The organism is Zhongshania sp. (genome assembly GCF_041623545.1).
GTDB lineage: Bacteria > Pseudomonadota > Gammaproteobacteria > Pseudomonadales > Spongiibacteraceae > Spongiibacter.
The window spans coordinates 1-21,807 of sequence record NZ_JBFJWS010000032.1; the positions used below are offsets into that span (position 1 = coordinate 1).

Sequence of the window (21,807 nt, forward strand, 5' to 3'; positions counted from 1 at the left end):
CGTCGTCTGAAACAAGCGTCTTGGTCATAATAATAGTGCTCCAATTTTAATTGTTATTTAGCGTGATGAGTTTGTGATATTGCTTGCCTTAGGCAGGTAATGAAAAATTTATGCCCGTTTTAGCGTTGCTAAAGCCGCAGCGCCGGCGAGGGTCGTGTCAGTTATGGCTTCAATATATCGGGCATCTACGGTCAGGTTGCTGGTAAACAAGCGCCGTAAGATGGGGGCTGCAAACATGTCGCAAATAATCTCAACGTCAACAAACTTTGACAGTTCGCCGCGGTCAATGCTTCGCTGAACAATCCGCTTGCGGGTTTCCTGCGCCCGCTCACGAAGGTTTGTTGCAAGTTGGTCAACTTCCGGCTCGGTGCGGCCGGTCAGGGAGCTGAGTACACCGTACCACATGGGGCTTTTGCTTAGTTTGAGCAAGTGTAAGCCATGATTAATAAGATCTTGTCGCAAGGAGCCTGTATTGGGTTCGTTATCGGCTTCGTCGAAATGATTGCTAATCAGATCGATAACCAGCTCAGCTTTTGTCGGCCAGCGACGGTAGATCGTTGATTTGCTGACACCAGCGCGCTCGGCAATTTCATCCATGCGCATTGTTGCGTAACCCACTCGATTCAACTCTTCGCCGGTTGCTTTAAGCACTTTAGAGACGACCTGAGCTGCTCTGCCGTTTAGTTGCACGCCTGCGGTTCGCCGTTCTTGGGGTTCAATTGTGCGAGTAGCCACTGCTGTTATCTCGAAGTTGGATGATGTATTAAAGCTTAATTTTACTCCTACATCGTATTAAGTGTTTGCAATAATGTCTACAAAATATAGCCATTATACTGATGATGCTTAGTTAGGAGATCGGTTTAGACTATATCTGTGTAGGTGTTTAGCTTGTGACGGTGTGGCGGATGGCTGCGCACATGATGATGATGATTTTAGTGAGTATATGTTTTTTGTATTTTAAATCAATTGGTTAGAGTGTTTTTTGGTGTCTTTTTTGAGCGGTGTTACGTGAGTGCTAACAATTGGGGTTTAAGTAAAACGTGTTATTTTGGCATTTTTTTTGTGACACGCAGCTATTTTAGGTGGTGAGGTTTAGGCTACTGTTTGTAGCTTTTATAAAACGCGAGTGCTATAAAGGTCATGCGTGCCGGTGTTGCTTTGGTCGTGGTAGGGCTTTCATTCGAGTATTCGTGAGGGCGTTCAGTCGCGACGGCTAGTGTTTGGCGAGGTAAATAGACCGGTACCCATTGATTATAAGAATAATTTTGGGGGTGGTCAGTGTGCTTGGTTTAGGCGTTGGTTACCGGTGAACTTGCTTGTTATGGCTTTCCAGTCGAGGAAAAGCAACTCTAATGAAAACAATAAAAATACGTACAGCGAAGCACATAGTTTTATTATTAGCGTCAAGCTCAATACTTTATTCTCATGCAGGGGCACAGCTAGAAGAGGTTATTGTGACGGCGCAGAAGCGTGAGCAAAACCTACAAAATGTTCCGATGGCAGTGTCGGCATTTGGCAGAGAAATGCTTGAAGAAAACAATGTAAGCAGTATTCGGGATCTGACGCAATTAGTCCCATCGCTGCGCATCACTGAGCTGAGTAACCCTACCGACCGCGCTATTCGAGTGCGCGGAGTTGGTACAGACGTCTATAGTGGCGCGGTTGAGCCGAATGTATCGGTAGTGGTTGATGAGGTTCCGCTGGCCAGAACGTCGATGGCAATGCTTGAATTTGATGACCTCGAACGTGTGGAGGTGCTGCGCGGCCCACAGGGCACTTTGTTTGGTAAAAATTCAACGGCCGGTCTTGTGCATATCATCTCTCGAGATCCAGCACCGGAATTCGAAGCGTTTACGACAATTGATTATATGCAGCCTGCCAGCTTTCCGGGTAGTAATGCGAAAGTCCAGTTTGGTCTTAGCGGGCCAATAGCATCAAGCCTAGGTGCGAGGTTTTCTGGTTTTTACAAGGAATCTCGGGGGCATTTAGAGGATATATTGCAAGATAAAAATGTTCCGAATTCTGATGCTTACGGCGCTCGCCTTAAACTGCGCTGGGATCCCGCAGATACCCTAATTATTAAATTAAGCCTTGAATATCAGAATAACGAGGCAGACTCCACGCCATTTACATTTCGTAGCGCCAATCCGGCTAAAGAGGCTAGAGATACGAGAATTCACTATAGCGACAGTAATCGGACCACCAAAGGCTTTTCCAATGCGTCAGCGAATACTGAGAATAGCGGTATTTCCCTGATTGCAAATTGGGATCTGGGAAGTCACACGCTCACTTCGGTAACCGGGTATCGAGACTTTACCGTTGACGGTAATACGCCGGTTCCCGATCTTGACGGCGAGCGCTACGACGTTACCGAGAGTGGCCAAGTGCGCGATTTTTCAACATTTACTCAGGAGCTGCGCTTAACCTCGAATGAAAACGAAGTTCTAGAGTACACGGTAGGTGCCTTGTGGTTCGACAATCTGCTCGACGAGGATTATTTGCAGATAGTTGAGAATATTCCGATCGATGGCATAACCGGTGGTGTTTTTCCTGGTTTTCCAAGTACCGAGCCTACCGGCGTGGACGCACCATCTACTCTGACGGCGTCAAGAATTTCCGAAGTCGGTAATCAAAATCTTGGTGTTTTCGCGCAGGGTACATGGCATGCGACAGATCGCTGGCATTTGACGTCAGGAGTGCGGTATATCAATGAGCGATTGACCGGAAGTGTCGAGCGTCGGCGCGATATCAAGAATGAGGCGACTGGTGCGCCCGTACAGCCTGAGTCTGTCGTGAAAATTTCGGGTGCTGAGATTAGCGATGAAGTCGTTACCGGTATGGCTTCTTTGCAGTACGATTGGAACGACTCAAGCATGGTGTACCTGAGCGCATCGACGGGTTACAGAGGCGGGACCTTCGACTTAAATGCTTCAGATTTAGAGGAGGCATTTGCCGATCCAGTAAAACCAGAGACTTCCAGTGCGCTCGAGCTTGGCATGAAGTCGCGATGGTTAGATAACCGGCTACAAATTAATATTGCCGTATTTGATACTATTTTTAAGAATTTTCAGGCTCAGCTATTAGAAGTAGTTAGTGATAATGTGGTTCCGACAGGTAAGTTTAGATTGGCGAATGCCGGTGAGCTAGAGACACGTGGCGTTGAGCTAGAGTTTCAAGCGAAGCCGACAGATGCATTGTTGGTTTATGGCTCATTTTTGTACAACGATGCGGTATTTAATGAATTTATTGTACAGTGCTTTCCTGGCCAAGAGCCGGGAGAGGCGGGTGGCGTCGATAATGACGATAATGGGACCTGTGATGAACAGGATGTTTCCGGCGGAGTCCTCCCGAACGCGCCGAAATTAAGTTTTAATATAAACGGCCGTTACGATATAGCCCTTCCTAATTTTGATAGCTCGGCTTATGTGCAGTTGGCGGGACGTTGGACCGACGAGATCCAATACACTGCTGAGCAACACCCCCTGGCGATCGCTGATGCATTCTCAATTTGGAACCTGCGTTTTGGTTGGTTGGGCTTAGAGGAGCGGCTCCAAGCTTCGTTATACATAAATAATATATTTGCACAAAATTATACAATGAATCTGTTCCCCTTGAGTGTCGAAAACGATCGCCGTGATGTTATCCATGTTATTCCCATGGGTGCTGATCGCGTTTTTGGTTTAACTGTGGGTTATGGCTGGTAGGCGTCGAGAATTTAATAGTAGGGGCCGCCGCGGGGCACCCTCGGTATTTTTAAGCAAAAAGAGATACGGGAATGAGTGACGTAAGTAGTACGACTAAAAATGCGGCGTCCGGAATTGTCGCCCCTGAAGTGCGGGATCTGGATGTGCTCGCTGAATCGCTGGCTGGGTGGCTCGGCAATAAGATGCCCGCAGCGGAAAATATTCGTATTGTGAATCTGAGCTACCCCCTCGGTGCGGGTATGTCCCATGAGACCATTTTATTCGATGCCTTGTGGGGTGAGGGGGGTAGCGAACAGCGCAAAGGCATGGTTGTGCGGATTAAGCCCATGCGGCATCTGGTATATCAAGACGACATGTTTGAGCAGCAGTTTAAGCTCATGCAATTGATGCGAGATAGTGGTCATGTTCGCGTTGCTGAGCCGCTGTGGTTTGACAGTGACCCAGAGCTGTTGGGTGCACCATTTTTTATTATGGAGAAGGTTGCAGGCCGTGTTGCGGTCAGTTATCCACCTTATTCTCAGGAGGGGTGGTTGGTAGATACCCCGCCAGCGCAGCGGCGCAAATTGTGGACTGATGCAGTGACGCAGTTGGCTGCGATTCAAAAGGTGCCGGTTGCTGATGCTGGCTTTTTAAATCTACCAGGCGAGTTTTCAGAAAACTTTGATCAAGAAGTAGACCGCTGGCGTCGTTATCTCGATTGGGTTGATCCCGATGGGCAGGCGGCGCTATTGCGTAAGGGCTTTGATCGCCTCCTTGCTGCGCGGCCGGATAATCGGCCTGAAGGCCTGGTGTGGGGTGATGCACGCCTCGGCAATATGATGATTGGCGATGATCACAAGGTCGCGGTGGTAATGGATTGGGAGCAGCCCTCGCTCGGGGGGGCTTTGCACGATCTGGGGTGGTGGTTATGCAGTGACCGCACGCAGACGGAAACTCGCGGTATTCCGACTCTAGACGGTATGGGCTCTCGTGACGAGACTATTGCGCTGTGGAGTGAAGTATCAGGTAAGTCGGCGGCAGACATTGATTGGTATGAGGCCTTTGCGATGTTCAAAATGGAGTGCTTGGGTATACGGATGGTGGCTTTGCGCGATATGCCGATGGCGCCTGGCCATGTGCCTGGTCGTCAATTAGCGGCGTATTTAGACCGCTGAGCTTGGGTTTGTGACGTCACCGCACCGGCGGTGTGGTGTGAATGCATTTCAAGTCGGGGGGGTAGTGGTAATGGGGTGGCGCCTTGAGTTGAGCGCGGTTTTATGCTCCAATTAATGCAATGCCTATGGTTCATTTTGATTGACAGCGTTGTAACGCCATCGCTATGATGAAATTCAATATTTGCATGCGCTGCCGTTTAGTAGGGTGGCTTTGGCAATGCTTTAAGTTGCACCGAATTACGGGCAACTTAAGGGCATTCAGTGGCTGGGGATGTGCGGAATATTCTCTCGGTAGAAATAGTTAACGTAAGTTGGAGATAAAAATATCATGACTGAACAAACCGAAGCATCTGTGGTGCAAAAAAAGCATGACACATTAATTGTTGATGCCGATGCACACGTTAACCCGCCGCACACAATGTGGTCCGAATATTTACCTGCGCATCTTCGCGATTTGGCACCAGTGGTTGAACACGCTGAAGACGCTGACTATGTGATTTTTGAAGGCCGGCGCCGCAAAGTCAATTTGATCAGTGCCCAGGCTGGCCGTAAAGGCAAAGATTTCAAAATGGAAGGTCGCTTGTCAGATGCCCGTAGCGGCGGCTGGATGCCAGGTGCGCGTATCGAAGACATGAACAAAGATGGTATGGACAAAGCCATCCTGTTTGGTGGTGGTCCACTGGGAACCTCTAACCCAGAGCTGTTTAAAGAAAGCTTTATGTCATACAACCGCTGGTTAGCCGATTTTTGTTCCTATGCGCCTGACCGTTTAGTGGGTGTGGGTTACATCCCCATGGTCGATGTAGAAGACTCCATCGCGATGATGCGCGAGTGCGTAAAGATGGGCCATAAAACCGTGAACATTCCGGCATTCCCCATGGCGAAAGCAGACACCCTTAATGGCGCACAAGCACAGATGATGGCCTTAACAGGTGATGTTTCTGGCGGCCGCAGCTATGCGGACGCTGAATTTGACCCATTCTGGAAAGCGGCTTGCGACCTAGGTATTCCACTCACCATTCATTTGGGCGGTCGTGTTGTACGTTTCACTGAGCCTAAGTTCTTTTTGTCAGATTTGCTGATGTCTAAGTTTGGCATGGGCGAGCCAATTGCCATTATGATCTACGGCGGTGTCTTCCAGCGTTTCCCAGAATTGAAGCTGGTTTCGGTAGAGAGCGGTGTGGGCTGGTTTGCGTTTGCGGCTAATTATATGGACGAAACGTGGCATAAGCAGCGTCATTGGGTAAACAGCGTACTAGAAAAGGCACCAAGCCATTTTTGGGAAAAGAATATTTACGGTTCATTTATTCACGACCGCGCGGGTATTTTGACTCGTGACCTGCCAGGTGCCGGCAATATCATGTGGTCTTCTGACTACCCTCACTCAGAAACGACTTTCCCTGATTCGCAGGATAAAATTACCGAGTTGTTCGAAGGTGTGCCAGAGGCGGATAAAAACATGATTCTCGGTGGTCGTGCCAAGGAACTCTTTAAACTGTAACGACGAGTTTTCTCTTCAAAGCGCTTAGCCGACACAAACCCAAATCCATCGGGTTTGATGTCGGCGTTTTTTAACGCGACACAAACTGACTTCATATTCAGGTAAATAATAATGTCTACTTCGCATCAAAACTCGCTGCGCGTGACGTTGCAGCATCACCCTGAGGGCCCTGTTCAGGCCTCTGATTTTGGCATTGAAAACTTAGCGATACCGACGATTAACGACGGTGAGTTTTTGGTGCGCGCGATATTTATTTCTGTTGATCCAATGCTGCGTTTATTTATCGATCCCGCGCCACTTGGTGGCGGTATGCCACCAATGCCGCCGGGCACGACTATTCCCGGAGCGGCTGTGGGTGAAATTGTCCAGTCGAAGCATCCCGAATTTGCAGTTGGCGACTTGGTTGAAGGGCGGTTTGGCTGGCAGCATTTTGCGGTTTCAAATGGTATGGGTGTGAATCGTGTTAATCCGCAGATCGGTCCTCTAGAAAATGCCCTTGGTATTGGCGGTTTACCCGGTTTTACAGCGTACGTAGGCTTGCAAGTGGCCGGCGGCGTAAAGCCCGGTCAAACATTTTTAGTGAGTGGCGCTGCTGGTGCAGTCGGTTCTGCGGCAGGCGCATTTATTCATGCCCGTGGTGGCCGCGCAGTCGGTATCGCTGGTGGTGCGGAAAAGTGCCGCTACCTCACCGAGCAGATTGGCTATGACGCGGCAGTTGACCGCTTTGCTCCTGATTTTCATGAGCAGCTGGCGAAAGCGCTGCCTAACGGCGCTGATGTGTATTTCGATAATGTTGGTGGGCCGATGTTAGCTGCCATCACTCCGCGCCTGGCGCGTGGCGCGCTGGTGTTGATCAGTGGTTTGATGGCGCAATACCAAGGCGACGTGCCGAGTGAGGTCGATAATTTGCCGGCTGTATTGAAAGCGGTAATGCTCAATGGTGTTCGCATTCAGGGTTTTACTCAGCTTGGCCAAGATGCCCTGCGCCCTGCTTTTGAAAAAGAACTGGGCGAATTGCTTAGCAGTGGTCGCATGAATGTTGATGTTCATATTGAAGAGGGTATCGAGCGTTTACCCGATGCTTTTGCTGGTCTGTTTGAAAAAAGTGTCGCCGGTAAAGTTGTTGTTCGTGTCGGTGATTTGCCGGCCTAGGCAAGTCCGATAACACAAGTTTTGAGGAGAAAATTAATGTCTGCTAATGCGGTATCGGCTCATGCTGAGCTAATGACAACAGCTATGTTTATCAACGGTAAAGCTGAGAATGGCACTGGCCTGCCAGTAACGGTTTTCAATCCGTCTACTGGTGAAGTTGCTGCAAATTTCCCAGGTGCCACTCTTGACCAGTTTAAAGCGGCGATTGCTAGTGCGCGAAAGGCTGCGGATCAGGGTGAATGGGCGGCAATGAAGCCTGCCGATCGTGTCGCAATTTTACGTCGCTTTATCGCTTATTTGCATGAGCAAAACGAAGCAGTGAACTCACTTATCGTCATGGAAACAGGTGCGCCGGTAAGTGGTTTTGTTCTGCAAGCCCAGGTCAGTGGTCCGCTTCAACAGATGGAATCGATGCTTGATCTGTATATGAAATTGCCAGAGATCGAAGATAATCCGCTTCCGTTAGAGGAGCGCATTAATTCCTTTGGTGGCTTCGTACAGAGCATTCGCCACTATGTGCCGGTCGGCGTTGTTGCGGCGATTTCCGCGTATAACTTTCCTTTACATATTAGTTTGTGGAAAGTGTTGACCGCACTCGCTACCGGAAATTGTGTTGTCTTGCGTCCTAGTCCATTAACACCGCTAAGTACGCTTGCCTTAAGTAAAGCCGCAGCCGCTGCCGGCTTACCTGCCGGCGTACTGCATATTCTTGCCGAGGCAGGCCCCGAGGGCGCACAGTTATTAACGACTGATCCCGCTGTGGATATGGTGAGTTTTACTGGTTCTACCGGTGTTGGCAGTATCGTCGCGGGACAAGCAGCGCCCTCAATGAAGCGGCTGCAGCTTGAGCTCGGCGGCAAGTCTGCACAAATCTTTTTGCCGGACCGCGTTGAGGCGGCTTACACCGCCGCAATCGGTGTGTGCTTAGCCCACGCCGGTCAGGGTTGCGTGCTGGGTACTCGAATTTTTGTTCCAGAGGCCGAAAAAGAGAAAGTCTTGGCCGGCATGATGCAAACCATGGCCTATGCCAAAATCGGGGATTCCACGGCGCCGGATACCACCATGGGACCAGTGATCAGTGAAGCCCAAGTTGAGCGGTGCGCTCATTTTGTGAAGCTTGCGGTAGAAGCTGGTGCCACCGTCGTTACTGGTGGTAAACGCGCGGATCGCCCGGGCTTCTATTTTGAACCAACAATTCTTGACGCCCCAGACAACAAAAACCCTGCCGCGCAGGAAGAGATTTTTGGCCCAGTTGTGGTGGTCATTGGTTATCGCGATATTGATCACGCAATTGAAATGGCTAACGACTCACCGCTGGGGCTATCTGGTCATGTTCACGGTAAAGATGCCCGTCAAGCGCTTGATGTAGCTAAACGCCTGCGTACCGGAACGGTGAATATAAATACCTTTATGGGCAGCGCTTATGCTTCATCTGGTGGCGTTAAGATGAGCGGTGTTGGCCGTGAACGCGGTGTTGAAGGTATCCGCGCGTTCCAAGAAGTAAAGGTCTTAAACCTCGGTTCAGCTTCTTAAATTCGTTTAGGGAATTTTTGCGTGAGCAAGAAGTACTTTGCGCAATGACTTAATTAATTAGATTAGAGGGCGCTTACAATGAAAAGCGGCAGGATCGCGATCGTCGGAATGGGCGTTACCAAACAAGGTAGAGGGCTTGGTGTCACCGAAGTCGAACTACGTCGGCAAGCGTTAGAGCTTGCTTTACTCGACGCTGGGTTAGAGCGCGACGCAATTGATGGCTATATCCATGCATCACACGAGCGTGAAGATCTTCGCTACCTTGGTTTGTCGCCCAACTTCTCTTGGCCAGTTCAAACCGGTGGCGCGACGGCGTCTGCGACCTTTGTTATGGCCGCTGGCGCAATACTTTCTGGGCAGGCGGAGATGGTCGCTTGTGCCTACGCGATGGCTCCTTCTTCGGGCGGTATGCCGGGCTTCAGTGCGCCGATGTCATTGGGCTCATTAGGCTACGGTTATCCCGCGCAGGTTGGGATGATTGGTGCGGCCAGTGCTCACGCGCTGCATGCGCGCTGGCATATGGATCACTATGGTACCACCAGTGAGCATATGGGCGCCGTGGCAGTGCAATTGCGTAATCACGCGCTTAATCGACCTGATGCGATGACTTACGGAAAGCCGATCACCTTAGAGGATCACCAATCCTCACCGATGGTTGTCGACCCTTTTCATATGCTCGATTGCTGTCGCGATACTGACGGCGGTGCGGTGTTTATTGTTACCAGTGCAGAACGCGCCAAAACAATGGCTGCTACCCATCCCGTTTATATTCTGGGCGCCGGTATGGGGCACAATATTGCAAAGTGGCACGAGCGAGATGTGTACGCCCACCACGATAATATTGCGCCGGCGGCAGCGCGGGCGTTCGCTCAGGCAGGTGTTAGCTTAGCCGATATCGATACCGCTCAATTCTATGATCCGTTTACCATCTCAATCATCATGCAACTTGAGCACTATGGTTTTTGTAAGCCAGGCCAAGGTGGTCCCTTCGTCGCTGACGGAGGCATTGCCTTAGATGGCGCCATACCGGCGAATACCGGGGGTGGTCAGATCTCCGGATTCTATGCGGCAGGTTTCACGCCGATCATTGAAGCAATGAAGCAATTGCGTGGCGAAGCGGGGGCGACCCAAGTAAAAGATGCGCGCTTAGCGCTGGCGAGCGGTCACGGCCTAAACGGCGGTGTGCAAAATACGTGGACACACGGAACCCTAATTTTGGGAGCTGAAGCATGAGCACAAATACTATTGGAGAGCTGAAAGTAGGTGATCTCGATGCGCCGTTTTGGGATGCATGGAAGGCTGACGAAAGTTTTCTTCTGCATCGTTGTTCTAGTTGTGGGCGTCACGATTGGCCGGCGAGCTGCTGTGTTAAACACGGCGCAGGCCCAATGGAATGGGTGTCGACATCCGGTGAAGGGGTAATTGATACCTTCACGGTTTTTTACCGCGCCTACATCAAAGAGTTAGCCGAAGAAGTGCCTTACGCCGTGGCAGTTGTGCGACTTGATGAAGGCCCTTATTTTCATACCCGCATTGTTGGTATTGAAGCCAGTGAAGTGAAATCCGGTATGCGGGTGCGCGTACGTAAAGGCGCGGGCGACGCCTTTCCTCTGTTTACACCAGTATAAAATTCAGACTTAAAATAATAAGGAAAATCATGACTATCCCGACAGAAGCGGATTTTGTTATTGCTGGCGGCGGCAGTGCAGGCTGTGTGCTCGCAGCTCGCCTGTCAGAAAACCCTCGGCACAAAGTAGTTTTGCTGGAGGCCGGCGGTAGCAGTGATAATTTACTTGTCAAAATGCCGGTTGGCACATACCTAATGCTTAGCAAACCCAAGACCGACTGGATGTATGAGACCGAGCCTGACCCTTCCTTGCTCAACCGTCAGGTGACGTGGATGGCCGGCAAGATGCTTGGTGGCGGCTCGTCGATTAATGGCATGGTTTATATCCGTGGTGCGCGGTCTGATTATGATAGTTGGGCAAACGACCTCGGCTGCGATGGCTGGAGTTGGGACGAAGTTCAGCGCTATTTTATGAAGTCGGAAGGCTTTGGTGGCGAAGCTGGTCCAACGCATTCTACAGAGGGGCCACTGGGCGTCTCGGCGCGGCCCAAATATCATCCCCTAGCGCAGAAATTTATCGATGCTTGTCACGAGCGCGGCTTGCGTAAAGTAGACGATTACTGCTCCGGTGACATAGACGGTGCTTTTACTAATCTAGTAACCCAGCGAAAGGGCCAGCGCTCAAGTGCCGCGCGGGCTTTTCTCGAAACGGCAATGAAGCGACAAAACTTGCAGGTCATTACCGAGGCATTGGTCGATAAAGTCGTGATCGAAAATGGCCGCGCTATTGGTGTGCAATTTATTAAAGACGGTGAAAAACATATTGTTCGTGCACGGCGAGAAGTGATCGTTAGCGCGAGTACGATGCAATCGCCAGCTATTCTTATGCGTTCAGGTATTGGGCCCGCCGACGCCCTGCGTGAATTGGGAATAGACGTTGCGGTCGATGCGCCGGAGGTTGGCCGAAATCTACAGGAACACGCCAGCGTAAACACCAGTTATTTTGTTGATATTCCCACCTATAACAATATGGTAACGGCAGGAAAAATGCCCTGGAATATCCTTAACTACTTTTTGTTTGGCCGCGGTGCTCTGACCATTACCCCAGTTGAGGCCATGGCGTATCTCCGCTCTCAGCCTGGCTTGGAAAATCCCGATATTAAACTGCAGTTTGGCGCATTGGCATTTGATGCTGAAAACCCCGGTCCCCACAAACGCCCGGGGATCATTGTTTATGCCAACGTGGCTAAACCCCGCAGCCGTGGTGAAATTCGGCTGCGCAGTGTAGACCCAGCGGAAAAGCCAGTGATTGACCATCGCTTGCTGGGCGACCCAGAAGATGTAGCCGCACTGATCAGAGGCCTCAAAGAAGTTGACGAGATTTTTAATGCGCCGGCACTAGCGGGACATTTACGCGGTCGACTTCACCCAGAAGTAAAACCGCAAACTGATGAGGAATGGGAGCAGCATATTCGTTCCACTGCCGGTATTGGTTTTCACCCAGTTGGCACCTGCCGCATGGGCGGTGACCCAGCGTCGGTTGTTGATCCTCAGCTTCGAGTGCGCGGTATAACAGGGCTGCGAGTTGCTGATGCCTCAATTATGCCGGTGATGCCCGCGGCGAATACTAATGCGCCGGCGATCATGGTTGGTGAAAAAGCGGCTGACATGATTTTGCAAGACGCTAAGTAGTGGTGAACACACCGAGGAGTAATTTGTGGAAGTAATGACGAAGCGGCAAGAATGGCAAAAATCTTGGTTGCTGCCGTTAATTGGCCTGCTCGGTATCAGTGGCCCTGCCGCGATGGTGTACAGCAGTGGCGTATTCATGGTGGAGATCACCGAAGAATTTGGCTGGAGCCGCGCGCAATTTTCATCTGCACTGACTATTCAGATGTTGCTTGGTCTAGGATTAGGCCCGCTGGCAGGGCGCTTACTCGATCGCGTCGGGCCGCGTCGCATGGTAATGGTGGGAATTCTGCCCTTTGCTTTTGCCTTGGGGCTTTTTGGCCTTAGCAATGGTGAAATGTGGCAGTGGTGGTTGCTAGCGGCGTTTTATGCCTTGAGTACCTTGGGGGTGATTCCTGCCGCGTGGGTAATGGCGACGATGGTAAGCTTTAGGGCTTCGCGCGGTTTGGCGTTGTCTGTGGTGCTCGCCGGTATTGGCTTGGCGACCGCACTTTGGCCGATGATCGCCGCGCAATTGTCTGCCAGCATTGGTTGGCGTCTTGCCTTTCCGGTTATGGCTGCTGGCTGGGCCTTGATCGTCTTTCCTTTAGCATTATTCTTTTTCAAACCCCCGCTGCCTGATGCCGCTGAAAAATCTTCATTGCCGCTGCCACCGGTGGGGCCAATTTTTAGGACTCGTGAATTTTGGTGTTTGCTGGGCGCGGGTGGTTTGTTTGCGAGTGTGCAGCTTGCGCTCATCATCCACTTAGTGCCGATTGTTCGGGAGGCGGGCCTTGATCTAAGCACGGCGGCCAGTCTTGCCGGTCTGGCGGGGGTTTGTTCAATTATTGGCCGCGTAGGGACTGGATTGCTACTAGATTGGGTGCCAACGCGCTTATTAGCGCTGGTGGCCTTTAGTTTGCCGTTGTTGGTAATGGCAATATTTAATATGGATGCGGCAAGCTTGCCCATGTTGGTGGCAGCGGCTGCGATGTTGGGTATTGCGGCGGGTGCCGAAACCGATATTGTTACCTATTTGGCAACGCGCAAATTTGATCAGCGAGTTTTTGGCACTGTTTATTCTATATTCCAAACTGGTTTTGCGATTTGCGCGAGCATGGGGCCCTTGTTGGCGGGTAGAATCTTCGATGTAAGTGGTAGCTATAGCAATTACTACCTCTTTGCAGTGCCACTCGTTTTGCTGTCGACACTACTGATTATGCTCGTGCCCACGGAAAGCAACGAAGCCTCTCCCGAGCTGGGAACTCGAGTAAGCGACGTCTAGATCTAGTTACGAGGATTTAAGCCGCCACAAAGGCCAAGAAGCGGTCAGTTAAAATATCTAGCATTATCGGATCTGATGCAATACCAGAATCCAGTGCAGCGTGGTTACTCTGATCCAATAATTCATAGAGGAGTAGCCAAGCTTCTACCCAGCGTCGGCGATCATCGGGATGACCTTCCCGCAAGGCAAAAGCAGGTATTTTTTCCCCTAAGGTGACAATAAGCGCCGCGATATGATCGTGGGCGCGTTGGGTAAAATTTTGATCAACCGAACTCGCTTGCACAAAGGCGCGCAGCAATAAGCGATTTTCGCGATCAGATTCAAAGATGTGGCGGATCCAATCGCGAACGGACAGCCGGTCCCGCCAGTCTACATTACCTATGCGCAGTAAGTTTGGTTGATGCTTTGCAAAGCCATGACGGAGTAGCGCTGCAGCAATATCGCCTTTATCGCTAAAGTGGCGATAGAAGGTCATTCTGCTCACGCCAGCGCAAGCGGCAATATCTTCTACCGAAATAAGGGCAAAGCCACGTTGTGTAAAACACTCGGTCGCTGCAACCAACAAACGTTCTCGACTGCCTTGTTTAGACGGTTTAACCGCTGCCGCAGACTTGTAACTTAGGCGTGCTGACGCCGAAGTTAATTTGCTGGTTGAGGCTGGTTTGTGCTCATTGGCCATCAGTTAGCCGCGAGCTTGGTTAGGGTTTTCACATTCTTCGTCCTTGGCAATCGGCGAAATAAAATCACCTGGATAACGCCCAGTGAATTCTCCTCGGTCAAAAGTGGGTTCGCCGTTGACAAGGGTGAGGCGCATGGGAGCTGGGTCGCGGGTATAGCGGTATGTGCGACCGCCGGTGCCGTCCCATACATCCCAAGTTTTCTTCTCTGGCCGCATTTCAATTTCGTTTAGATCGAAAACGGTAATGTCTGCTGCCTTGCCAACCTCAAGGTGGCCGCGATCGTTAAGGCCAAAGAAGTCGGCCAGTCGGCCTGTCAGCATGTGCACCGCCTGTTCTATTGAAATGACCTTGCGGTCACGTACATAGTCAGTGAGCAGCCAAGCTGCGTAACCTGCACCGCAGAACATTTTACCGTGAGCACCTGCGTCAGATACGTTCGCGAGTGAGTTGGGGTCGTTTAGCAGGTACTCGAGAGTGGGCTCTACTTTCTCCATCATTCGTTTGAGTATTACTGACTCAGCGCCATTGTTTAGCACCCACTGAGCAAGGGCGTCAGACATGTGTTCAATGCCAGATTCGGCCATATACTCTGCTAGGGTCACGCCTATGGGGCCGTAGCCGCTTTCACTTTCGCGCAGTAGTAGTGCCGTTGCGTCGTGGAAGTTCGAGTGGGAGTAGGTGTTGTCCCAAGCGTCGCGGGCGCGGGCTAACCATTGAGAGTCTTCTAGCAACGCTTTTTTCGCGGTCCATGGCTCGGCATTCACTAGTTCCTGCCAAACAGGGTTACCATTTTGAGCAAAGACCAGCGAACGACCAAAATTCACAACAGAGGTTGGTGAAAGCACATTAAAAGCGGTGTAAATATCTGCACCTTCGGCTTTGAATTGCTCGTGTAGTTCGGTGGCGCGGGGAACCATGCTCTCTTGGTATTTAAGTGTTGGCAATCCCGCCCACTGCATTCGTACACCAGCTTTTGTCGCGAGGCGAGCCATGCGTTCAACCGACTCATTGCCCGTCATTCGCATAAAATAATCAACAATAACTTGGAAGGTTGCGGCGGGGTAGCGGGCGAGTACAGCTAAAAGTGCGTCGAATTCAGCGTCGTCGGCGAGCTGCGATGGCAGTGGGCGGTCGTACTTGTCCCAGTCGAGATAGTTTGACGAGAGCCCCATAGCGCCAGCGGCGAGTGCATCTTCTAGTAGCTCGCACATTTGCGCTATTTCATCAGCAGTAGCGGCGCGCTTCCAAGCATCTTGGCCCATTACCGATAGGCGCATGGGAATATGGCCGCAGAAAGAACAGAAGTTGAGTGGCACCCGCACATTGCGCTGCATAGAGGCCTTGTACTCGCTCCATTTCACCCAGTCCCAAGGCACTATTTTGCGCATTGGCTCCTCTGGGATATCTTCAAAGAAATTGAAAATATCAATTACGTCTTGTTTGTCTTCTTCGGTTTGCGGTGCCGGTGCTAGGGAAAAACCGCAGTTTCCGTTAATGGTCGTGGTGCCGCCATAGCCGGGTAATGGATCAAGATTGGGAGACCACCACACGCCGCCGTCCCAGTGGTTGTGGGTTTCTATAAATCCAGGGGTAACATAGCAGCCCTTGGCGTCGAATAAACGCTCGCCCTTTAAAGAATCAAGGTTTTGACCAATCTCAACGATTTTGCCGCCGGCTATGCGCACGTCGCCTGAATAAGCTGGCGCAGCTGAACCATCAACGAGTGTGCCACCCTTGATTAGAATCTTGATTTCCATTGTATTGCACCTTTCTCATTGCATTATATGTGACAGAGTGTAACAGGAGTTTTTTTTGCAGAGAAGGGCTTGTAGTACAAAAACGCATTTTGCTTCCTGAGCGCGGGTGTTGTGACGGGTGTTAATGCCTGGGTGCTGCGGGGTGGAATGCTAAATACATGGGGTGGGTGGGGCAGAGTCGATATTTTGCACTAAAGTTAAGTATGAGTTCTGACCTTTATTACCTGTTAGAACTGTGTGCTGATTAAATATGGCTAACGAGCGCCGGTTTTTAGTTTTGCTCTTGGTTTTTTATAGTTCTGCGCCTCTGTGCGCACAAATATGGCGGTGCTAAACCATGACCACAGAAGGCTTTATTCTATACCGGTGTGAGTACAAGTATCAGTTGGCCAAAGCGCATAAAATGAAGGTTCCAATACAGCCAAAGGAAGATATTGCCACTGAATTTATCAATTTAGATACACTTGGAAACCTTTTTGTGAAAAGTGGCTATGCCTGGGATGGGCCCTCTGGCCCTGTGCCCGATACCGATGAAAACATGCGCGCCTCGCTGGTACATGACGCCTTGTATCAGTTGATGAGGCATGACTTTATTAGTGCGAGAACGCACCGGAAACCAGCAGACAAACTCTTTAAAAAAATGTGTAAAGAAGATGGCGTATCAAATCTTGCGGCGTCGACTTATTACAAGGCCCTACGCAAATTTGGCAAGCCGTCCGCAAGTCCCCAAGACAAGAAAAAAGCACATCGTGCACCTAGGGCGTAAGCGGTATAGTAAGTATCATGATTATAGCGCGTTCGCCGCTTGCCTGCGGGGAGCGTGTTCGCGGTCAACTGCGCACGAAATGAATTCAATGAGCCTGATGTTATATTTTTGAGAAATTAAGGCTTTACTGTCAAAAAATGAAAAGTATATTAAAAATTGGTTTATTGCTTTTAACCCTTCGATGCTACGCCGGCGAGTGTGTCGTTTTGCTACACGGTCTTGCTAGAACGTCAGCGTCAATGGATAAAATCGGCTCGCGACTGGAGCGTGAGGGCTACATCGTTGCGAATGTCGATTATCCCTCTCGGGAATTTGATATTGAGTCTCTTGCTAATATCGCCGTAAATGAGGGCTTGGCGACTTGTGGTCGTGCTGCACCGAGTAAAATTCATTTCGTAACACATTCTCTAGGCGGTATTTTGGTCAGGCAATACTTTAAGAAAAATCATCTTGAAAATTTAGGCCGCACGGTCATGCTTGGTCCGCCAAATAAGGGTAGTGAAGTCGTCGATAAATTGAAAAACATGCCCGGCTTCAAACTTATTAATGGGCCCGCTGGCTTACAGCTTGGCACCGGGAAGCAGAGCATTCCGAATTCACTCGGTCCAGTAAACTTTGAGCTTGGTGTGATTGCTGGAACGAAATCGATTAATTTCATTCTGTCTCGACTGATACCAGCCGAGGACGATGGCAAGGTTTCCCTTGTTAGAGCTCACTTGGAAAACGAAAGTGATTTTTTGGCAATGCCGGTCTCGCATCCGTTTATGATGAAAGACGATTTAGTCATCGAGAATATTGTGCATTTCCTAAAAAAGGGCGCTTTTACGCACCCCCGATCATAGCAAACACATTACAATCTGTGTCGCTGCCCTTTAGTTGCTGCGAGATCTATTGTGTCGAGCAGCTGCGTTAAGCGCATGGCAACGTCAAAATCAGGGACGCTTTGTGCGCCGGAGCGAATGTCCTTGGCAAAGCGCATATAGTGTTCGGCAACGTTAAGCGGCGGCCCGTCGAGGCCAGTTGCCACCAATGGCGTCAGCGGTTCGCTGGGGAAGCTGGTTTCTAGATTAAGTAAGCCAACTTGGTAGCCGCCGGGATGGCCACCGGAAATTTTCAGCCAGCCATTTTCACCGACAAGTTCCAGCGAGAAACTGCGATCGATCACGCCGCCAGCCACTTCGAGGGTGGATACGCAGCCGCTCGCGTGTTGACCTGTGACGAGCATATGATCCGCACAGCTGCGCTGAACAACATCCGCTGATCCCTGAATACGTACGTGCTTTCTCAGTGTGGTATTGCGGGCATCTACTTCGACGTAGGCGCCGGCGAGGGCTTCCATCGCCGCTAGGGTGTGGCCGCCGGTGATTGTTTCTAAGGTTGCGCCATTGCGTTTGTCTTGCAGGTAGGCGTGGTTTGGTGATGCTTCAGCGCCCCAGCCCGCTGTGGCGGAGAACACGCGCATGAGTTTTAAGCTGCCCAGTGATCCTGATGCGACCAACGCTGCGGCTTGGCGAATAGCCGGTGCAGAAAGGCCTTGTAGTCCAATCATGACCTGGCTATTGGGCCCAATGGTGCTCGTCATTTCTTTGCTTTCAGCGAGATCTCTACCGAGAGGCCACTCGCAATACACGTGCTTGCCAGCGTTTAAAGCGGCAAGTACCACGGCGCGGTGCTCTGGTACCTTGACCGTGACGGAGACAATATCGATATTCGGGTCTTGTGCCAGCGCGATAGAATCGGCATAAGCGCGTTTGGCTCCGAATATTGCTTGTGCTTCATCGGCGATGGTCTGTGTGCGAGCAGATACCGCCTCGAGTTCAAAGTCGTCTTTTAGGTGCTTAAGCGCGGGAATGTGTGCATCCCGCGCCCAGCCGCGCTGGGCATTACCGCCGACAATGCCGACGCGAAGGCGCTTACTCAAGTTGCTTACCTCAAATTCCAATATCTTTAATTGGCGACTCAAATGGGCCGTTGGCGATTTGCTGGGCCTTGGCGAGTTTGACAGGGTCTTCGCCGGCTAGGTAGCCATCGATAACGCGCTGATAGTTGCTGAGTTGGCCTTCAACTTTATGGGACAGGCGCATGTATTCAAAGCCCTTGGCATGTAATCCGCGTTGTTGCTTCGGCAGGTTGCCGTAATCCTGCTGCGGAATTGGTGGGAAGTCGGTACTGTCGTAGGGAATGTGCTTTGGCTCGGTAACAGGTGTGTGTTCTTCGTCAGTCTTGAAGGCGAGGGACCAAATTTCAAACAGGCATGTTTCCGGTGTTAGTGGCCGAATGCGGTAGCTGGACATGGCGCTGAAAAAGGGTAGTAAGAAGTAATTAGGAAACATGAACTCCACAGCGCTAAAGTCACCGCGCATAGCGAGCGCGTTGAGGTCGGGAACATTTAATCCTTTGGCTCGGCCCTGATCGGTGATCTCCTGATTTAAGCGGCCGTAGAATGCCATGGCGGCTTCATTAACATCAGTAGGTAATTCCATGTCGCGTAGGCTGTTGGCTATATCGACTTCACTCTGATGAATCATGCCAGCCATACCGTCGCTCAGGTGCTCCATAAAGCGGATGTTGGCGTCGACGAATGCCTCTGCTGTTTCTGGCGGGCGCGGTGAAGGGACTTCCGCATCCTGGCCGTACATGCTCTCCGGGCCCATATTGATGTTTAACTGAGGGTGGGTTTTCATGGTGTGGTAGCCCTCTTGGAAGGCCTCCATTGCCAGCTTCCAGTTGGTGGGGAGTACGGTTGAACACCACCATTCCATTTTTAGGTCTTCAGCATTGCGGGCGGACAACCGCTCGGCAACGGGCCCCAAGCAATCTAGTAAAGCGGGCGCTTCGTCGTCGAAGTTAATAAAGGCGCAGCCAGCCCATAGTTCGACTCGGCAGGGCACTAAATTCAATTCTGCTTGTTCGAGGCTCTTTTCGCTAAAGATTTTTTTGCCGAAAACAAAGGTGCTTTCACCATCTATATTGAAGCGCCAGCCGTGGAACGGACATACAAAGCCCTGCTTTTTACAGTTGCCGTGGCCATTAACGAGTTCTACTCCGCGGTGGCGGCAGGCGTTGTGAAAGGCTTTAACACCGGAGCTAGTGCGCACGACAATCACCGACTTTTCGAGAATTCGGTACTCTACATAGTCGCCAATATTGGGGATTTGCTCTAGGCGACAGGCCATCTGCCAAACGTGTGGCCACAGCAGTTCTTGTTCTAGTTTGAAGAACTCTTCGTCATAGTAGCGCTTGGCCGGAATTTGCTCTGGGTCCGTGATACGGAAAGGAACGTCATTCAATTTCTTTTCTGCGTTGTCAGCCATAAAACACTCCACTACCTTGATAGTTGATCATCCCTAGGTGGATACCCAGCCGATGAGATTTATTGGATCAGGTGAGGGCGCCTCGCCTGAACTTTCGAGTACGGTTACTGGTGAGCCCAGGTGCCGAGTATCGAATTGTTATTAGTTTGGTACCAATATTAACTGGATGGTCTTCATGCAGTTTTATAGGCAAGCACTGGTTCGGCGTATTGGGCAACGGAGTGGCTGTAAATTAATCCACAATGACTTGCTGCCCGAGGCTACCTTTATGTAGCCGGACTACTGAGGTGCTTTAGTGCGAATAATTATTGCATAGGCATAGTGATGTTGCAATTTTCTTTGTGCGCCTAGGAAGGCCCAGCTAGGCTAGGAACTGAGTAGGTCGCTGGACGTCCTTAGTCGAGATAATGTTTGCGAGAACACCGGTTTCGGGGTAATTGCAATTAATTGTATTGCGCCTATGTCTTTGCAATAATAAGGGCTAGTATGTTAGAACCGACCTGTGCTTGCGTGATGCCCTAGTAATATTTAAAGAGCACCGCTTTCATCCCGCCGTTTACCAGGAGAATAAAATTGTCTAAAGATACCCCGCACCTATTGGTGGCCGAAGAAAATGGAATCATGATTGCGACACTAAATCGTCCAGAGAAACTCAATGCCCTGAGTGCGGATATGTTGGCGCTATTTGAAGAGGCCTTGCACCGCTTTCGTGATTCGCCGAGCTTAAAGGTGATGTTGATTCGGGCGACGGGACGCTATTTTTGTGCAGGTTCAGACTTGAGTGGCGGCAGTAGTGCAAGTATGCCGACAACGGGTTCTGGTATCCGAGAGATGCATCGCCTCCATCTCAATGGCATGCACCGCATCTATGATGAAATGGAGCATATTGAGAAGCCGATTGTGGTTGCCCACCATGCCATGTGTGTTGGCGGCGGGCTCGAGTTGTCGTTGTCTTGTGATTTCCGTCTGGCGGCAAAAAGCGCGGGTTACGCCTTTCCTGAAGGCAAAATGGGTGTTTTGCCAGCCTCTAACGGGGTGAGTCGTCTGGTGCGTATTATTGGTACGGCCTGGAGTCGGTACATCATTATGGCCAATTTGCCGGTAACGGCAGACCGTGCTTTGACGATGGGCCTGGTGCAGGAGGTGTATCCAGACGAAAGTTTTGAGGAAGACGCCATGGCGTTCTGCCAGCACTTGGTCAAGCAAAACGCCGAGCAAATGGGCGCAGCTAAAATTGCAATTGAGCTTGCCAACGATGTCGGTTTGGCGCAGGCCCGACATGTTGAGCGTTTGGCTAACAGCGCGCTCATGCTTAACCCTGATTACCAGGAAATGATGCAAAAGCACGTTAAGACTATCGGCCGTAAAAAAGATAAATAACCAGCAGAGCATTGGTCCTCGAACTGACTTAGTGGTGGGTATAAATGGTAGCTCGCAGTGTATTAGTGACCGGTGCGGCAGGCGGTATCGGAAAAGCAACGGTGGCCCATCTTAGGTCGACTGGTGTGCAGGTACTTGACGTCGATCTCCATAGCGCGTCGATTTGTTGTGACCTGACTGACCCTAAAGCGCGAATGGCGCTGCTGGAAACAGTGCGCTCTAAAGTAGACTGTCTAGATGGGGTGATTGCCGCGGCGGGGGTGCTTAGCGGTGAACCTGCAACGGTAGTAGCGGCGAATTTTTTTGGCGCCACGCGTTTGCTTGAAGGGCTGCGGCCGTTGTTGGC

Annotated in this window: 18 protein-coding genes; 13 read left to right on the forward strand and 5 right to left on the reverse strand. The window is 50.8% G+C overall.

Annotated features, from left to right (window positions below):
- Positions 1–108: 108 nt before the first annotated feature.
- Entirely contained in the window at positions 109–735 is a 627-nt protein-coding gene (locus ABYT30_RS06035) for a TetR/AcrR family transcriptional regulator (protein ID WP_373095642.1), read from the reverse strand.
- 617 nt (positions 736–1,352) lie between these two features.
- On the opposite strand from ABYT30_RS06035, the gene ABYT30_RS06040 reads away from it, so the two are divergent.
- The 9 genes from ABYT30_RS06040 (at position 1,353) to ABYT30_RS06080 (ending at position 13,564) form a co-directional block, all read left to right on the forward strand.
- A complete protein-coding gene (locus ABYT30_RS06040; RefSeq protein ID WP_373095644.1) occupies positions 1,353–3,704 on the forward strand; it encodes a TonB-dependent receptor in 2,352 nt (783 codons plus the stop codon).
- A 71-nt stretch (positions 3,705–3,775) separates the two neighbouring features.
- Complete coding sequence (locus ABYT30_RS06045) at positions 3,776–4,858, forward strand: phosphotransferase family protein (RefSeq protein WP_373079969.1); 1,083 nt, start codon at positions 3,776–3,778, stop codon at positions 4,856–4,858.
- Positions 4,859–5,186: 328 nt separating this feature from the next.
- Complete coding sequence (locus ABYT30_RS06050; RefSeq protein WP_373079967.1) at positions 5,187–6,359, forward strand: amidohydrolase family protein; 1,173 nt, start codon at positions 5,187–5,189, stop codon at positions 6,357–6,359.
- 111 nt (positions 6,360–6,470) lie between these two features.
- Positions 6,471–7,511 carry a zinc-binding dehydrogenase gene (locus tag ABYT30_RS06055; protein ID WP_373079966.1) on the forward strand — a complete coding sequence of 347 codons (1,041 nt, stop codon included), beginning with the start codon at positions 6,471–6,473 and terminating at the stop codon, positions 7,509–7,511.
- Between the two features lie 36 nt (positions 7,512–7,547).
- Entirely contained in the window at positions 7,548–9,044 is a 1,497-nt protein-coding gene (locus ABYT30_RS06060) for an aldehyde dehydrogenase family protein (protein WP_373095646.1), read from the forward strand.
- Positions 9,045–9,122: 78 nt separating this feature from the next.
- Positions 9,123–10,277 (forward strand): thiolase family protein, encoded by a 1,155-nt coding sequence (locus ABYT30_RS06065; protein ID WP_373079962.1) that lies wholly within the window; start codon positions 9,123–9,125, stop codon positions 10,275–10,277.
- Positions 10,274–10,672 (forward strand): Zn-ribbon domain-containing OB-fold protein, encoded by a 399-nt coding sequence (locus ABYT30_RS06070; RefSeq protein WP_373079960.1) that lies wholly within the window; start codon positions 10,274–10,276, stop codon positions 10,670–10,672. The genes ABYT30_RS06065 and ABYT30_RS06070 overlap by 4 nt, the downstream gene beginning before the upstream one ends.
- Positions 10,673–10,701: 29 nt before the next feature.
- The gene (locus tag ABYT30_RS06075) at positions 10,702–12,303 is read left to right on the forward strand and encodes a GMC family oxidoreductase (protein ID WP_373095648.1); all 1,602 of its coding nucleotides are present in this window, start codon (positions 10,702–10,704) and stop codon (positions 12,301–12,303) included.
- 34 nt (positions 12,304–12,337) lie between these two features.
- The gene (locus tag ABYT30_RS06080; protein ID WP_373095656.1) at positions 12,338–13,564 is read left to right on the forward strand and encodes an MFS transporter; all 1,227 of its coding nucleotides are present in this window, start codon (positions 12,338–12,340) and stop codon (positions 13,562–13,564) included.
- Between the two features lie 16 nt (positions 13,565–13,580).
- Here ABYT30_RS06080 and ABYT30_RS06085 read toward each other — a convergent pair whose 3' ends face one another.
- Both ABYT30_RS06085 and ABYT30_RS06090 read right to left on the reverse strand, forming a co-directional pair.
- Positions 13,581–14,243, reverse strand: coding sequence for a TetR/AcrR family transcriptional regulator (locus ABYT30_RS06085; protein WP_373079956.1), 663 nt, complete (start codon positions 14,241–14,243; stop codon positions 13,581–13,583).
- A 3-nt stretch (positions 14,244–14,246) separates the two neighbouring features.
- Positions 14,247–16,001, reverse strand: a complete 1,755-nt coding sequence (locus tag ABYT30_RS06090; RefSeq protein ID WP_373079954.1) for an amidohydrolase family protein — start codon at positions 15,999–16,001, stop codon at positions 14,247–14,249.
- Between the two features lie 337 nt (positions 16,002–16,338).
- Here ABYT30_RS06090 and ABYT30_RS06095 point away from each other — a divergent pair, with 337 nt between their 5' ends.
- Complete coding sequence (locus tag ABYT30_RS06095) at positions 16,339–16,767, forward strand: DUF1353 domain-containing protein (RefSeq protein WP_373095650.1); 429 nt, start codon at positions 16,339–16,341, stop codon at positions 16,765–16,767.
- Between the two features lie 239 nt (positions 16,768–17,006).
- Positions 17,007–17,609, forward strand: a complete 603-nt coding sequence (locus tag ABYT30_RS06100; RefSeq protein WP_373079950.1) for an esterase/lipase family protein — start codon at positions 17,007–17,009, stop codon at positions 17,607–17,609.
- An 8-nt stretch (positions 17,610–17,617) separates the two neighbouring features.
- Here ABYT30_RS06100 and ABYT30_RS06105 read toward each other — a convergent pair whose 3' ends face one another.
- Entirely contained in the window at positions 17,618–18,688 is a 1,071-nt protein-coding gene (locus ABYT30_RS06105; protein ID WP_373095652.1) for a Gfo/Idh/MocA family protein, read from the reverse strand.
- 10 nt (positions 18,689–18,698) lie between these two features.
- Entirely contained in the window at positions 18,699–20,081 is a 1,383-nt protein-coding gene (locus tag ABYT30_RS06110; RefSeq protein ID WP_373079946.1) for an SRPBCC family protein, read from the reverse strand.
- A gap of 573 nt (positions 20,082–20,654) precedes the next feature.
- Between ABYT30_RS06110 and ABYT30_RS06115 the strand changes: the two genes are divergently transcribed.
- Together ABYT30_RS06115 and ABYT30_RS06120 are read left to right on the forward strand one after the other, a co-directional pair.
- The gene (locus ABYT30_RS06115; RefSeq protein WP_373079944.1) at positions 20,655–21,461 is read left to right on the forward strand and encodes an enoyl-CoA hydratase/isomerase family protein; all 807 of its coding nucleotides are present in this window, start codon (positions 20,655–20,657) and stop codon (positions 21,459–21,461) included.
- Between the two features lie 44 nt (positions 21,462–21,505).
- The coding region (locus ABYT30_RS06120; protein WP_373095654.1) for an NAD-dependent epimerase/dehydratase family protein at positions 21,506–21,807 on the forward strand (302 nt) is incomplete at its 3' end.